This window comes from Streptomyces sp. NPDC096193 (assembly GCF_040302905.1).
GTDB lineage: Bacteria > Actinomycetota > Actinomycetes > Streptomycetales > Streptomycetaceae > Streptomyces.
Window position 1 is genome coordinate 357,887 of sequence record NZ_JBEOSJ010000002.1, and the last position, 14,232, is coordinate 372,118.

Annotated in this window: 16 protein-coding genes; 3 read left to right on the forward strand and 13 right to left on the reverse strand. The window is 70.8% G+C overall.

Annotated features, from left to right (window positions below):
• Nucleotides 1–19: 19 nt before the first annotated feature.
• The 10 genes from ABTX78_RS04330 to ABTX78_RS04375 form a co-directional block, all read right to left on the reverse strand.
• Nucleotides 20–1,129 (reverse strand): aliphatic sulfonate ABC transporter substrate-binding protein, encoded by a 1,110-nt coding sequence (locus ABTX78_RS04330; RefSeq protein ID WP_352205294.1) that lies wholly within the window; start codon nucleotides 1,127–1,129, stop codon nucleotides 20–22.
• 207 nt (nucleotides 1,130–1,336) lie between these two features.
• Complete coding sequence (locus ABTX78_RS04335) at nucleotides 1,337–2,680, reverse strand: sulfate adenylyltransferase subunit 1 (RefSeq protein WP_352205295.1); 1,344 nt, start codon at nucleotides 2,678–2,680, stop codon at nucleotides 1,337–1,339.
• A 2-nt stretch (nucleotides 2,681–2,682) separates the two neighbouring features.
• Nucleotides 2,683–3,621, reverse strand: coding sequence for a sulfate adenylyltransferase subunit CysD (cysD, locus tag ABTX78_RS04340; RefSeq protein ID WP_340476068.1), 939 nt, complete (start codon nucleotides 3,619–3,621; stop codon nucleotides 2,683–2,685).
• Nucleotides 3,618–4,151, reverse strand: a complete 534-nt coding sequence (gene cysC / locus ABTX78_RS04345; RefSeq protein ID WP_502993760.1) for an adenylyl-sulfate kinase — start codon at nucleotides 4,149–4,151, stop codon at nucleotides 3,618–3,620. Before cysC ends, cysD begins: the two co-directional genes overlap by 4 nt.
• A 32-nt stretch (nucleotides 4,152–4,183) precedes the next feature.
• Nucleotides 4,184–4,879 (reverse strand): phosphoadenylyl-sulfate reductase, encoded by a 696-nt coding sequence (locus ABTX78_RS04350; RefSeq protein WP_352205297.1) that lies wholly within the window; start codon nucleotides 4,877–4,879, stop codon nucleotides 4,184–4,186.
• A complete protein-coding gene (locus ABTX78_RS04355) occupies nucleotides 4,876–5,055 on the reverse strand; it encodes a hypothetical protein (protein ID WP_313943447.1) in 180 nt (59 codons plus the stop codon). The genes ABTX78_RS04350 and ABTX78_RS04355 overlap by 4 nt, the downstream gene beginning before the upstream one ends.
• A complete protein-coding gene (locus ABTX78_RS04360) occupies nucleotides 5,052–6,749 on the reverse strand; it encodes a nitrite/sulfite reductase (RefSeq protein WP_352205298.1) in 1,698 nt (565 codons plus the stop codon). Before ABTX78_RS04360 ends, ABTX78_RS04355 begins: the two co-directional genes overlap by 4 nt.
• 114 nt (nucleotides 6,750–6,863) lie before the next feature.
• Entirely contained in the window at nucleotides 6,864–6,947 is an 84-nt protein-coding gene (locus ABTX78_RS04365; protein ID WP_351448512.1) for a putative leader peptide, read from the reverse strand.
• 95 nt (nucleotides 6,948–7,042) lie between these two features.
• The gene (locus ABTX78_RS04370) at nucleotides 7,043–7,609 is read right to left on the reverse strand and encodes a GNAT family N-acetyltransferase (RefSeq protein WP_352205299.1); all 567 of its coding nucleotides are present in this window, start codon (nucleotides 7,607–7,609) and stop codon (nucleotides 7,043–7,045) included.
• 211 nt (nucleotides 7,610–7,820) lie between these two features.
• A complete protein-coding gene (locus ABTX78_RS04375; protein WP_352205300.1) occupies nucleotides 7,821–9,455 on the reverse strand; it encodes an acyl-CoA dehydrogenase family protein in 1,635 nt (544 codons plus the stop codon).
• Nucleotides 9,456–9,472: 17 nt separating this feature from the next.
• On the opposite strand from ABTX78_RS04375, the gene ABTX78_RS04380 reads away from it, so the two are divergent.
• Nucleotides 9,473–10,627: a YihY/virulence factor BrkB family protein gene (locus tag ABTX78_RS04380; RefSeq protein WP_352205301.1), complete on the forward strand. Its 1,155-nt coding sequence runs from the start codon at nucleotides 9,473–9,475 to the stop codon at nucleotides 10,625–10,627.
• Between the two features lie 74 nt (nucleotides 10,628–10,701).
• On the forward strand, nucleotides 10,702–11,436 hold the full coding sequence (locus ABTX78_RS04385; RefSeq protein ID WP_352205302.1) for a DUF6597 domain-containing transcriptional factor: 735 nt from the start codon (nucleotides 10,702–10,704) through the stop codon (nucleotides 11,434–11,436).
• Here ABTX78_RS04385 and ABTX78_RS04390 read toward each other — a convergent pair.
• From ABTX78_RS04390 to ABTX78_RS04400, 3 genes are all read right to left on the reverse strand, one after another.
• Complete coding sequence (locus ABTX78_RS04390; protein ID WP_352205303.1) at nucleotides 11,376–11,771, reverse strand: VOC family protein; 396 nt, start codon at nucleotides 11,769–11,771, stop codon at nucleotides 11,376–11,378. The two genes, ABTX78_RS04385 and ABTX78_RS04390, sit on opposite strands and share 61 nt — an antisense overlap.
• Nucleotides 11,772–12,159: 388 nt before the next feature.
• Complete coding sequence (locus ABTX78_RS04395) at nucleotides 12,160–12,927, reverse strand: CbtA family protein (RefSeq protein WP_352205304.1); 768 nt, start codon at nucleotides 12,925–12,927, stop codon at nucleotides 12,160–12,162.
• An 18-nt stretch (nucleotides 12,928–12,945) separates the two neighbouring features.
• A complete protein-coding gene (locus ABTX78_RS04400) occupies nucleotides 12,946–13,161 on the reverse strand; it encodes a CbtB domain-containing protein (protein ID WP_352205305.1) in 216 nt (71 codons plus the stop codon).
• 262 nt (nucleotides 13,162–13,423) lie between these two features.
• Between ABTX78_RS04400 and ABTX78_RS04405 the strand changes: the two genes are divergently transcribed.
• Nucleotides 13,424–14,017, forward strand: a complete 594-nt coding sequence (locus ABTX78_RS04405; protein ID WP_352205306.1) for a histidine phosphatase family protein — start codon at nucleotides 13,424–13,426, stop codon at nucleotides 14,015–14,017.
• Nucleotides 14,018–14,232 lie beyond the last annotated feature (215 nt).

Consider the following 14,232-nt stretch of genomic DNA (forward strand, 5'->3'; position numbering starts at 1 on the left):
GGAACGTGGGCTTGGGTGGTTACTTGACGCCGAGACCGGCGTCGGCGACCTCGGGCTTGCCCTCGGCCTTCAGGACCTTGTTCAGCGACCTCAGGTCGTAGATGCCGTTCAGGTCCGGCTTCTCCAGCAGCCCCGCCTTCACCGCGTGGTCCGCCTGCGCCTGCAGGGTCACGGCCAGCGGGTCGTCGATGAACTGCACGGACTTCCACGCCGGGTCGATGATGTCGGCCGGCAGCCCCTTGCCCGTGAGCGCCTTCAGCTTGGCGTTGGCCGATGTCTTCGCCTTGTCCGGGTTGGCGTTGATCCAGGCGTTCGTCTTCACCGTGCCGCGCAGCAGCGCCTCGACGATGTCGGGGTGCTCCTCGATGAACTTCTGCGACACGATGATGTTCGTGATGACGAACTTCTTGTCGGGCCACAGGGCGGACTCGTCCAGCAGGACCTCGGCGCCCTGGCTGACCAGCTTGGACGCGGTCGGCTCCGGCACCCACGCGCCGTCCACGGAGCCGGACCTGTAGGCGTCCGGGGTGATCTTGTTGTCCGAACGGACCACGGAGACGTCGCCCTTGCCGCTCTGGGCGTCCACCTTCCAGCCCTTCTCCCTGATCCAGTTGAGGAAGGCCACGTCCTGCGTGTTGCCCAGCTGGGGTGTGGCGATCTTCTTGCCCTTGAGGTCGTCCAGGGTCTTGATCTTCTTGGGGTTGACCACCAGCTTCACGCCGCCGGACGCGGAACCGCCGATGATGCGGAGGTTCTTCCCCTTGGACTTGGTGTAGGCGTTGACCGAGGGGGAGGGGCCGATGAAGCCGATGTCGATCGCGCCCGCGTTCAGCGCCTCGATCTCGGACGGACCGGCGTTGAACGTCGTGGACTTGATCTGCGTCCCGCCCAGTTCCTTCTGGAGGATGCCCTCCTGCTCGCCCACGAGGGCGGTCGCATGCGTCAGGTTCGGGAAGTAGCCGAGCTTCACGCTGTCGGCGGAGAGCTTCTTGCCGTTCGCGACGGGAGCGACCTTGTCGTCCTTCTCGGCCTGGGATCCGTATCCACAGGAGGCGAGTGCGCCGACCAGCAGCGGCAGAGCGACGGCGGCGGCGATACCGCGGCGCAGGGTGGTACGGGTGGCAGGCACGGGAGGTGTTCCTCTCGGAGGCCCGGCGGTCACGTCCTACGGAGCGTGGCCGGGAGGTCGACTGGTCTGTGTCTTCGTCTGTGGTGCGGGGTCCGGTCGTGCATTCGGGTCAGCGCGCACATCGCACGACACCCCCGGATCCCGCGCCGAGGGTGCCGCTGCCCACGCGGCCCCCCTCCTTCGCGAAGGTGGAAAAGACGTCAGTCATCAGAAGTCCCATTCGGCGTCGTCGTCGGCCGCCTGCACGGCCTCGGCGTTGGTCGCGAAGGAATCGCCCGCCATGCCGGCGGCCAGCGTGGTGCCGTCGGCGGGGTCGATCAGCAGGAACGATCCGGTGCGCCGGGAGTGCGCGTACGAGTCGAGCGCGAGCGGCTCGGCGGTCCGCACCTTCACCAGCCCGATGTCGTTGGCGACCAGCTGACCCGGGTTCGGGTGCTGGGAGAGGTCGTCGAGGGTGAGCCGCGAGGGGATCTCCTTGACGATCGCCTTGACCGTGCGGGTGGTGTGCTTCAGCAGCACCCGGCGGCCCACCGTCAGCGGCTGGTCCGCCACATGGCAGACCGTCGCCTCGATGTCCTGCGTGGTGGCCGGGGCGTCGTCGCTCGGCACGATGAGATCGCCGCGCGAGATGTCGATGTCGTCCTCCAGCAGGAGGGTCACCGACTGCGGCGTCCAGGCGACGTCCACCGCGTTGCCGAGCAGGTCGATCGCCGCGATCTTCGAGGTGCGTCCCGCCGGGAGCACGGTCACCTGCTCACCCACCCGGAAGGTACCCGCCGCGATCTGGCCCGCGTAGCCCCGGTAGTCCGGGTGTGCGGCGGTCTGCGGCCGGATCACGTACTGCACCGGCAGCCGGGCGTGGCAACTCGTCAGATCGTGGCTGACCGGCACCGTCTCCAGGTGCTCCAGCACGGTCGGGCCGCCGTACCAGTCCATGTTCGCGGACGGGTCGACCACATTGTCACCGGCGAGCGCGGAGATCGGGATCGCGGTGATCTCCGGCACCCCGAGAGAGGCCGCGTACGCGGTGAACTCCTCGGCGATGGCGGCGAAGACGGGCTCGGCGTAGTCGACGAGGTCCATCTTGTTCACCGCGAGGACGACGTGCGGAACGCGCAGCAGAGCGGCGACGGCGGCGTGCCGGCGGGTCTGCTCGACCACGCCGTTGCGCGCGTCGACCAGCACGACCGCGAGCTCGGCCGTCGACGCGCCGGTCACCATGTTGCGGGTGTACTGCACATGGCCCGGGGTGTCGGCGAGGATGAACCGCCTGCGCGCGGTGGCGAAGTAGCGGTACGCCACGTCGATGGTGATGCCCTGCTCCCGCTCGGCCCGCAGGCCGTCGGTGAGCAACGCCAGGTCCGGCGTCTCCTGGCCGCGTGAGCGGGAGGCGTGCTCCACGGCCTCCAACTGGTCGGTGAGGACCGACTTGGAGTCGTGCAGCAGCCGTCCGACCAGCGTGGACTTGCCGTCGTCGACGGAGCCCGCGGTGGCGAAACGCAGCAGGGTGGTGGCCGAGATCCCGGCGAGCTGCCCGGTGGTGGTCGTCATGGCTAGAAGTACCCTTCGCGCTTGCGGTCTTCCATCGCGGCCTCGGACATCTTGTCGTCGGCACGGGTCGCGCCCCGCTCGGTGAGCCGGGAGGCGGCGATCTCGGCGATCACGGCATCGAGCGTGGTGGCGTCCGAGTCGACGGCGCCGGTGCAGGACATGTCGCCCACCGTGCGGTAGCGGATGAGCCGGGTCTCCACCGACTCGGACTCCTTGGGACCGCCCCAGTCGCCGGCGGTCAGCCACATACCGCTGCGGGCGAACACCTCGCGCTCGTGGGCGAAGTAGATCTCCGGCAGTTCGATCTTCTCCCGCTGGATGTACTGCCAGACGTCCAGCTCGGTCCAGTTGGAGAGCGGGAAGACCCGGACGTGCTCGCCCGGCGCGTGCCGGCCGTTGTAGAGCTGCCACAGCTCGGGGCGCTGCCGGCGCGGGTCCCACTGCGAGAACTCGTCGCGCAGCGAGAAGACCCGCTCCTTCGCGCGCGCCTTCTCCTCGTCGCGCCGTCCGCCGCCGAACACCGCGTCGAAACGGTGCTGCTGGATCGCCTCGGTCAACGGGACGGTCTGCAGCGGGTTGCGGGTGCCGTCGGGCCGCTCGCGCAGGGTGCCGGCGTCGATGTACTCCTGCACGGACGCCACGTGCAGACGCAGGCCGTGCCGCTCGACCGTGCGGTCGCGGTACTCGATGACCTCGGGGAAGTTGTGCCCGGTGTCGACGTGCAGCAGCGTGAAGGGGACCGGAGCGGGCGCGAACGCCTTGAGCGCGAGGTGCAGCATGACGATGGAGTCCTTGCCGCCGGAGAAGAGGATCACCGGCCGCTCGAACTCACCCGCCACCTCGCGGAAGATGTGGACGGCCTCCGACTCCAGGGCGTCCAGATGCGACAGGGCGTACGGGCTGTCGACGTCCCCACTCGGATGGTTGACGCTCGTCGTCATGCCAGGCCCTTCTCGATGAGCAGCGCGTGCAGCGCCGCCGCGGACTGCTGAACGGTCTGGTTCTGCGACTCGATCCGCAGATCCGGGTTCGCCGGCTCCTCGTACGGGTCGTCGACGCCGGTGAGCCCGCTGATCTCGCCCGCCGCCTGCCTGGCGTAGAGACCCTTCACATCGCGCTCGGAGCAGACGTCCACCGGGGTTGCGACATGCACCTCGACATACGCGGTGCCCTCCGCCGCGTGCCGCTTGCGCACCGCCTCGCGGCTGTCCGCGTACGGCGCGATCACCGGGACGAGGGCCGTGACGCTGTTGGACGCCAGCAGTTCGGCGACGAAGCCGATCCGCTGGACGTTGGTGTGGCGGTCCTCGCGGCTGAAGCCCAGGCCCGCCGAGAGGAACTCACGGATCTCGTCGCCGTCGAGCACCTCGGTGCGGTGCCCGTCGGCGCGCAGCCGTGCGGCGAGTTCGTAGGCGATCGTGGTCTTGCCGGCACTCGGCAGACCGGTGAGCCAGACAGTGGCCCCAGTCACGTGTTTCTCCCGCTGCTTCTCGTCGTCGTTCATCAGCCGTGCAGCCCGCACTCGGTCTTGCCGCTCCCGGCCCAGCGGCCGGCGCGTGCGTCCTCGCCTTCCAGCACCCGGCGGGTGCAGGGCGCGCAGCCGACGGAGGCGTAACCGTCCGTCAACAACGGGTTGGTGAGGACGCCGTGTTCGGCGACGTAGGCGTCCACGTCGTCCTGCGTCCAGCGGGCGATCGGCGAGACCTTGACCTTCTGCCGCTTCTCGTCCCAGCCGACGACCGGGGTGTTCGCCCGGGTCGGGGACTCGTCGCGGCGCAGCCCGGTCGCCCAGGCGTCGTATGCGGTCAGGCCCTCTTCCAGCGGCCTGACCTTGCGCAGCGCGCAGCACAGGTCGGGATTGCGGTCGTGCAGTTTCGGGCCGTACTCGGCGTCCTGCTCGGCCACCGACTGGCGGGGGGTGAGCGTGATGACGTTGACGTCCATCACGGCCTCGACGGCGTCCCGCGTGCCGATGGTCTCCTCGAAGTGGTAGCCCGTGTCGAGGAAGACGACGTCCACGCCCGGCAGGGCGCGGGAGGCGAGATGGGCGACGACCGCGTCCTCCATCGAGGAGGTGACGCAGAAGCGCGGCCCGAAGGTCTCGGTCGCCCACCTCAGGATGTCCAGGGCCGGCGCGTCCTCGAGCTCCCGCCCGGCCTGCTCGGCGAGCTGCTTGAGATTCGTGCGAGTCGGCGTCATATCTCGTCCCCTCCACCGTCGTTGCGCTGAAGTCCACGGGTCAGCAGCCCGAGGAACTTCAACTGGAAGGCCCGGTTGCATGCCGCGCATTCCCAGGCGCCGTGTCCCTGCTCGTTCGGACGCAGGTCCTCGTCACCGCAGTAGGGGCAGTAGAACGGGGCGGCGCGCTCGCTCATGAGAGGGCCTCCTCGTCGGCACGCGCCGCCCAGGTGGCGAAGCGCTCGTCGCCCTCGCGCTCGGCCTCGAAGCGCTTGAGGACCCGCTCGACGTAGTCGGGCAGTTCGGCGGAGGTGACCTTCAGCCCGCGGACCTTGCGGCCGAAACCGGGCTCCAGGCCGAGCGCACCGCCGAGGTGCACCTGGAAGCCCTCCACCTGATTGCCCTCGTCGTCCAGGACCAACTGGCCCTTGAGGCCGATGTCCGCGACCTGGATCCGGGCGCAGGCGTTGGGACAGCCGTTGATGTTGATGGTGATCGGCTGGTCGAACTCGGGCATGCGCCGCTCGAGTTCGTCGATCAGCGAGGCGCCGCGCGCCTTCGTCTCGACGATCGCCAGCTTGCAGAACTCGATGCCGGTGCAGGCCATGGTGCCGCGCCGGAAGGGAGAGGGGTTCACTCGCAGGTCGAGCGCCTCCAGGCCGGACACGAGCGACTCGATCCGGTCCTCCTCGACGTCGAGCACGATCATCTTCTGCTCGACGGTGGTCCGCAGCCGGCCGGAGCCGTGCTCCGCGGCCACGTCCGCGATCTTGGTGAGGGTGGCGCCGTCGATGCGCCCGACCCGCGGGGCGAACCCGACGTAGAACCGGCCGTCCTTCTGCCGGTGCACACCGACGTGGTCGCGCCACTGCTGTACGGGCTGCTCGGGCGCGGGGCCGTCGACGAGCTTGCGCCGGAGGTACTCGTCCTCCAGCACCTGACGGAACTTCTCCGGTCCCCAGTCGGCGACCAGGAACTTCAGCCGGGCGCGGGTGCGCAGCCGGCGGTATCCGTAGTCGCGGAAGATGGAGATGACGCCCTCGTGGACGTCGGCCACCTCGTCCAGCGGCACCCAGGCGCCCAGCCGGACGCCGATCTTGGGGTTGGTGGAGAGCCCGCCGCCGACCCACAGGTCGAAACCGGGGCCGTGCTCGGGGTGGTTCACGCCGACGAAGGCGATGTCGTTGATCTCGTGCGCCACGTCCAGCAGCGGCGAACCGGAGACCGCGGACTTGAACTTGCGCGGGAGGTTCGAGAAGGCCTTGTTCCCGATGATCCGGCGGTGGATCTCCTCGATGGCGGGCGTGCCGTCGATGATCTCGTCCTCGGCGATACCGGCGACGGGCGAGCCGAGGATCACCCGGGGAGTGTCACCGCAGGCCTCGGTCGTGGAGAGGCCGACGCCTTCGAGGCGGCGCCAGATCTCCGGCATGTCCTCGATACGGATCCAGTGGTACTGCACGTTCTGCCGGTCGGTGAGGTCGGCGGTGCCGCGCGCGAACTCCTCGGAGATCTCGCCGATCACCCGCAGCTGCTCGGTGGTCAGTCGTCCGCCGTCGATCCGGACGCGCAGCATGAAGTACTTGTCGTCCAGCTCCTCGGGCTCCAGGATCGCGGTCTTGCCGCCGTCGATGCCGGGCTTGCGCTGGGTGTAGAGACCCCACCAGCGCATCCGTCCGCGCAGGTCGGCGCCGTCGATGGAGTCGAAGCCGCGCTGGGCGTAGATCGTCTCAATGCGTGTCCGCACGTTGAGACCGTCGTCGTCCTTCTTGGTCTGCTCGTTGGCGTTGAGCGGCGTCATGTGCCCTGCGGCCCACTGGCCCTCGCCGCGGTGACGTCCGGTCTTGCGACGCGACGCGGCGGGGGTGGGCTTTTCGGGGGTGGAGGCCATGGCTGTACGTCCTTCGAGACTGCAGGAGGGCGGCTCTGAGCTGCACACTCGCGCGGAGGCGCGGCTGTGCGCAGGGCGGTTGCTCAGTGGGGAATGCTCGGCTGTGCTGGTCTGTCAGCAGACCGGACAGATGGCGCTGGACATGCGGCCGAGGTCGACGTGCCGCCGACTCACCAAGGCAATTCCAGCTCGAGACATGACGGAAGCGTGTCACGCGAATCCGGCGGCAGTCCACCATTATCCACGATGTGGACAGAGATGTCCCGTACTGTGAGACGTGTGCCGCGGGTCACTCAGCCGTGAGCGCCGGGCCAGGGGCCGGGCGTGGGCGACTCCTGCTCCTCTTCCACCGTCGTGTCGAAGAGGGAGAAGCCACGCCGCAGATAGTTGTCCATGGCGTGCGGACCGTCCTTGGAGCAGGTGTGCAACCAGACGCGCTTCGTCGGCGTGCTGCCCGGCCGGCGTTCCGCCAGGTCCCAGGCCCTCGCCGTCGCGTACGACAGCAGATGGCCGCCGATGCCGCGCCCCCGGAACGCCGGGACGAGGCCGAAGTAGACGATCTCCACCGAGCCGCCGTCCTGGGCCTCCAGCTCCGCGTAGCCGGCCGGCGTGCCCCGGTCGTACGCCACCCAGGTCTCGGTGCCCGGCCGGCCGAGCACCTCCTCCCACTGCGCGTACGTCATCGTGAGCCGGTCGGTCCACCGGATGTCGCCGCCGACGGCCGTGTACAGAAAACGGCTGAACTCGGGCGACGGCACCTCGGCGCGCACGATGCGCACATCGTCCCCGGGAGCGGCAGCGGGCCGCAGATCCAAGGGCGAGGTCTGCTCCAGGTGCCAGGTGGTCACGGTGATGCTCATGAGCGCCAGGGAACCACGAGGGGGGCGGTGGGGCGCAAGGTGGGTCCGACGGGGGACCGGCGGACCCGGGCTCGCGCCCTTGCCGGCGGACCCGGGCTCGCGCCCTTGCCGGCGGACCCGGGCTCGCGCCCTCCCATGAGGTGCACGCCCCCGGGGCGGCGCCGTCCGTCTCGGCGCGTCACCACCCCGGGTTCCTGTCAGCCTCGCCGGCTCACACCTCGGCCCGTGCCCGCTCGACGACGGACGCCAGGTCAAGCGTGTGCGGCAAGGTGCCGAAGGCCGTACCCCAGTCACCGCCCAGCCGGGAGGCGCAGAACGCGTCCGACACCTCCAACGGGGCCCACCGCACCAGCAGCGAACCCTGGAGCACCAGCGCCATCCGCTCCGCCAGCCTGCGGCCCCGCGCCTCGATGCCGTCCAGGTCCGCCAGTTCCGTCAGCAGGTTCTTGATCGCCGCGTCCAGCCGGTGGTCCGCCCCGCGCGCCCGGCCCACCTCCTGGAGGAAGGCGTTCAGAGCCTGCGGCTCCCTCTGGAGCGCACGCAGAAGGTCCAGCGCCTGGACATTGCCCGAGCCCTCCCAGATCGAGTTGAGCGGGGACTCGCGCAGCAGCCGTGGCATCCCCGACTCCTCGACATAGCCGTTGCCGCCCAGACACTCCAGCGACTCCGCGACCGTCGGCGTGCACCTCTTGGTCACCCAGTACTTGGCGGCGGGCACGGCGAGGCGCAGGAAGGCCCGCTCCTCCTCCGTGTCGGCGTCGTACGCCGCGGCCAGCCGCAGCCCGAGCGCCGTGGCCGCCTCCGACTCCAGCGCCAGGTCGGCCAGGACGTTGCGCATCAGCGGCTTGTCGATCAGCGGACCGCCGAAGGTGCTGCGGTACGCGGAGTGGTGCACGGCCTGCGCCACCGACTGCCGCATCAGCGCCGCCGACCCGAGCACGCAGTCCAGCCGCGTCGCCGCCACCATCTCGATGATGGTGCGCACCCCGCGCCCCTCCTCACCGACCCGGCGCGCCCACGTCCCGTCGAACTCCACCTCGCTCGACGCGTTCGACCGGTTGCCTAGCTTGTCCTTGAGCCGCTGGATACGGAACACGTTGCGGGTGCCGTCCGCGAGGATCCGCGGCACGAGGAAGCACGTGAGGCCGGCGGCGGCCTGGGCGAGGACCAGAAAGCCGTCGGACATCGGGGCGGAGCAGAACCACTTGTGACCGGTGAGCAGATACTCGCCGTCCCCGCCCGCCGGCTCGGCCCGGGTCGTGTTCGCCCGGACGTCGCTGCCGCCCTGCTTCTCGGTCATCCCCATTCCGAACAGGACACCCGGCTTGTCGGCCGCGGGCCGCAGGTCCTGCTGGTAGATCTGCGACGTCAGCTTCGGCTCCCACTCGGCGGCCAGCGCCGGGTCCGTCCGCAGCGCCGGCACGGCCGCGTGCGTCATGGACAGGGGACAGCCGTGTCCGGGCTCGGCCTGCGTCCACACCAGGAAAGCTGCCGCGCGACGGACGTGTCCGGCGGGCCTGCCCCAGGCGTTCGTCAGACCCGAGGTGACGCCGTGGCCGAGCAGCCGGTGCCAGGCCGGATGGAAGTCGACCTCGTCGATGCGGTTGCCGTACCGGTCGTGCGTCCGCAGCTTCGGCGGATTCTCGTTCGCCTGCGTCCCCCACTCCTGCGCCTGGGCGGATCCGGCGCTGCGGCCGAGTTCCGAGAGCTCCTCTCGTGCCTCGTCGAGCAGGCCCGGTGCGACATGCCGCTCCACGGCTTCGGTGAGGGCCCGGTCGGACGTATAGACGTCGTACCCCACCAGGGGTGGAGCCTGGTTGGTCACTGTGTGGGTGGTAGCTGCCATGCCGATACGGTAAGGAGGTGCAGGCAGCAAATGAAACACCCGAGCGGCCACCGGGACGGCTCCACCGGGCCCGGGTCCTCTACCGCAACGTCTCGAAGCGGAAGATGGCGTGGCTGCTGCTGAAAGACACGGTCAACTCGTGCATCGAGTACCGCATCCTGGGACTCGCGGCCGAGGCCGCGTTCTTCACCCTGCTGTCCCTGCCGCCGCTGATGCTGGGACTGATCGGTCTGCTCGGCTACATAGACGACTGGACCGACACCACCACCGTCGCCTCCATCGAGGAGAACATCCTCACCGCGGTGGGCACGGTGCTGTCCGACCGGGGCGTCAACCAGATCGCCAAGCCGCTGCTGGAGGACGTCACCCACGGCGGCCGACCGGACATCATCTCCATCGGTTTCGCGATCGCCCTGTGGTCGGGATCGCGCGCGGTCAACGTCTTCATCGACACCATCACCGTGATGTACGGCCTCGACGGCCAGCGCGGCATCGTCGCCACCCGCCTGCTCGCCTTCCTGCTCTACATCATCGCGCTGCTGATCGGGGCGGTGGTCCTGCCGCTGGCGGTCGTCGGCCCCGACCGGGTCGTGGAGCTGTTGCCGTGGGGCACGGAAGTGGTGGCGATCCTGTACTGGCCGGTGGTCATCCTGCTCTCCATCGCCTTCCTGACCACGCTGTACCACGTGTCCGTCCCCGTCCGCTCTCCGTGGATCGAGGACGTCCCCGGCGCCCTGGTGGCCCTCGCGATGTGGGTGCTCGGCAGCTTCCTGCTGCGGATCTACCTCACCAGCACGGTCGAGGGCCCGACGATCTACGGCTCCCTCGCGGCGCCCATCGCCGTCCTGCTCTGGATCGGTCTCACCGCCTTCGCCGTGCTCGTCGGCGCCGCGGTGAACGCCGCGATCGACCGTGTCTGGCCGTCGGTCGCGACGTCGGCGGCCCGCGCCGCCAACGAGCGCATGCGTGCCGCCCAGGCGGCGGAGATCCTCGCCCGCGCGAAGGCGACGCACATGTACGACGACCCGGACGACGACGAGGCGGACGGGGACGACGCCCCCATGCCCTCGGAGTTCCCGGAGCGCTGGTCGCGCTTCCTGCCCCCGGACGACGTACGCTCCCGGCTGCACTCCGGCAGGGAGCACCACAAGCAGGCGCCGCCGGGGGAGTGACACCGGGTTCCCGGACTGTCCGCGCTTCCCCCGGACGCGGGACGGCGCGTGCGGGAAGCACTAGCCTCGATGGCATGTACGTGGAACGCCCGTCCCGCCTGAAGGGCGCCGTCGTGTGGACCCGCACCCTGGCCGGCCTGCCGGGCCCCGCCCACCCCGTACTGCCCGACGGCTGCATGGACCTCATCGTGGTCGACGGCCGGCTCCTCGTCGCCGGTCCCGACTCCCGCGCCCAGATCGCGGACACCCGGATGATCACGGCCATGGGCGTCCGGTTCGCCCCCGGCACCGCGCCCGCGCTCCTCGGCGTACCGGCGCACGAACTGCGCGACCGGCGCGTCGACATCGCCGATCTGTGGGGCGCGACCGAGGCCCGCCGGCTCACCGAACGCATCCTGACGGCCGCCGACCCCGTAGGGGCACTGGAGGCCGTGGCGATCGCCCGTGCGGCGGACGCCGGCCGTCCCGACCCGGTGCTGGGCGAGGTCGTCCGCCGTCTCGACGAGGGCGGCACGGTCGCCGGCGCCGCCTCCGCGGCCGGCCTCGGCGCCCGCCAGCTGCACCGCCGCTCCCTGGCGGCCTTCGGGTACGGGCCCAAGACCCTGGCCCGGGTGCTGCGGCTCCAGCGCGCGCTGACGCTGGTACGGGCCGGAGTGCCGTACGCCGACGCCGCACTCACCGCGGGCTGCGCCGACCAGGCGCACCTCGCCCGGGAGATGCGGGACCTCGGCGGTACGACCCTCAGTGCCTACGCGGAGTCCGCGAAGAACGAGATCCCGCAACCGTCGGGGTCGAGCACCACGGCGTAGCGCTGCCCCCAGACCGCGTCCCAGGGCTTGAGGTGCCCCTGGTACCCGGCCCCGGTGAGGTCCGCGTACACGGTGTCCACCTCGGCCGGGCTGTCGCACCGGAAGGCGAGACCGATGCGTTCCCCGCCGCCCGTGGGGCGGGTCCACTGGGGGTCGAAGGAGCGGATGGTCTCCTCGGTGTCCCACAGCACACGCAGCCCGTTGGGCAGCGTCGCCTCGGCATGCGGGGCGGTGTCGGCGCCGGCCGGGATGTCCAGTCCGATGCGGCGGTAGAAGGCGAGAGATGCGGCCATGTCGGAGGCGACGATGCCGATCGCGTCGAGTTGTGGAGTCATGGCGTCAATCTAGGCAGGCCGCGCGCGGGGGGTCTTGAACGAATCGGACCTCTGCGGCCGGCCGAGCCGCCCCGCTCCGTACGGGTGACGTCCCGCCCCGGCAGACTGACCGTCCCGCGCCGACTCCAACATCACTGAGTGAGAGGGGGAACCACTGCGGAAGGACTCGCCGATGACCACATGCCCCACCCCTGCCACGTCCGGCTCCGCGCCTGCCATCACCGGTCCTGCCACCAGCGGTCCGGCTTCCGCCGCGGACGGATCCGGGACCGCGCGCGGACGCCGGTACCGGGTCGCCGTGGCGCTGTGCGCCCTGCCCCCGGTGTCCCGCGGCTGAAAAACAGGAACCCGCCGGTCTCCCGGCGGGTTCCCGCTTGCTGACGGTGGATCAGTTGGCTGCCACGGCAGGAGAGGCCGAAGCGCTCCCGTCCGCCGCCGGCACCGTCCTCGGTGTCAGGAGCCGCTCGGCCAGGAAGCCGAAGACCAGGCCGAAGACGGTCCACAGCGTGGCCTGGATGGCCAGCGTCGCCAGCCGGAACTCCCAGACCACCGTGGCCGGGAAGCCCTTCGGCACCTCGTTGAACGACGGCAGGAAGGCGTACGCGAGACCGACGGCGACCACGAAGGCCCCGCCCGCGGCGATCGTCGCGTTCCAGTTGCCCAGGCGCGGCGCCAGCCGCCTGCCGAGGATCACCGCGGCCACCGACAGCAGCACGCTGAGCAGGACCATCAGGAAGTACAGCGAGGTCCGTTGGCCGATCGTGTCGGGGTCACCGACGGCCGGCGGGTTCGGCGGGTACTTGAGATACGGCACGAGGTAGACGCTCAGCAGCGCACCGAGCGCGAGCAGCGCGGCCGTGGCACGCGGACCGAACCGGCCGACGCGGCCGAGTGCGACACAGTAGGCGAGGGCGGCGATGCCGCCGACCGCGACACCGAAGACGAGTACGCCGGTGGCGAGCCCCGCGGTCGACTGCATGGCCCTGGTGACCAGTTCCTCGCCGCCGTGCTCGTGGGAGTGGCTCTCCTCGAACGCGATGGCGGAGTCGACGGGACCCTCACCCAGGAAGTACGCGACGGCCATGGCGACCGCACCCGCGACCAGTCCGGCGAGCATGCCGCGGACGAGCAGGGCTCGCACCGATACGGAGTTCATGATCGTTCCCCCGGCGTCTCAGTGGCAGGGGAAGCCGAGCAGGTGGCGTCCGTCGTGGACCCACTCGTGAACGTTCTCACCGGCGATGAGCGAGGTGGCACCCTGCTCGGCGCCGACGAAGTACAGCAGAACCAGCATCACAATGCCGAAGAAGACCGCCCAGGGAGCAATCGCCTTGAGCGAGATGGGGGTGATGGCCGGCGCGGTGGTGGCGGGCGCAACGGACTGAGCCATGGCAGAACCTCCTGGGGAACACGCGTCCCGATCGTGGTGCCTGAGACGAAGGTGCTGGGTCTGACTTCCCGCAGAGGTACGGGTTCACAGTGGCGCGACCGTGCCGGATTCTCACCGGACTTCCGTCACACCGTCGTCATGTCCACGCGACCGTACCGCGTGCGGGCCCCCACCGCTACGGCGCGTGGGGGCGCGGGAGAACACCGGAACTCCCGTGATGTGCTTGTGCCGTGGGCACTGCGGCGGGAAGGGCGGGCAACCGGTGACAGTACGGGTGATGTTGGTCGCACCTGCGACGACGGCCGCTGTGCGGGAGGCGCGCTTCGGGGCGGACGAGCCGCTGGACGAGCTCGGGGCACGCGCGGCCCGGGCCGCGGCGGGCGATCTGCCGCAGGTCCGACAGCCGTTGTGCGGACCGTCGTTGCGATGCCGCGCCACGGCCGAGGCACTGGGGCTTCAGGCCGAGCCCGCGGACCGGCTCGCCGACTGGGACATGGGCCGCTGGCGGGGACGGCGGCTGGACGAGGTGAGCGCGGGCGAACCCGAGGCGGTGGCCGTCTGGTTGTCCGACCCGTCGGCCGTACCGCACGGCGGCGAGTCCCTGACGGCGCTCTGCGCACGGGCCGGCGACTGGCTCCGCTCGCTGCCTGACGACGCGGGGCGGGTGCTGGCGGTCGTGGAGCCCGCCTTCGCGCGGGCGGTGACCGTCCACGCGCTGGGCCTTCCCGTCGAGGTGTTCTGGCGGCTCGACGTGGCACCGCTGGCGCTCACAGAACTGAGCGGCCGGGCCGGCCGGTGGAATCTGCGCTGCGGCCGGCCGCTCGCGGGGGAGCGGACCGTCCCCGACCGGCCGTGACGTGTCCGGCCACCGCGATGCGAGCAGCCCGGCCGGCCGGCCGGGAACGGACACGCGACCGCGTCCGTCCCCCCTCGGCATCTGCCGTGTCCCCGCGCGAGCACCGGTCGCCGCGCGGAAACGCGGCGATTCGAGGACGCACATCCTCCCCGCGCGCAGCCGGGCCACCGTCGTCCTGCCGGCGCCGGGCGGGCCGCCGATCCGCGGCACCCCGG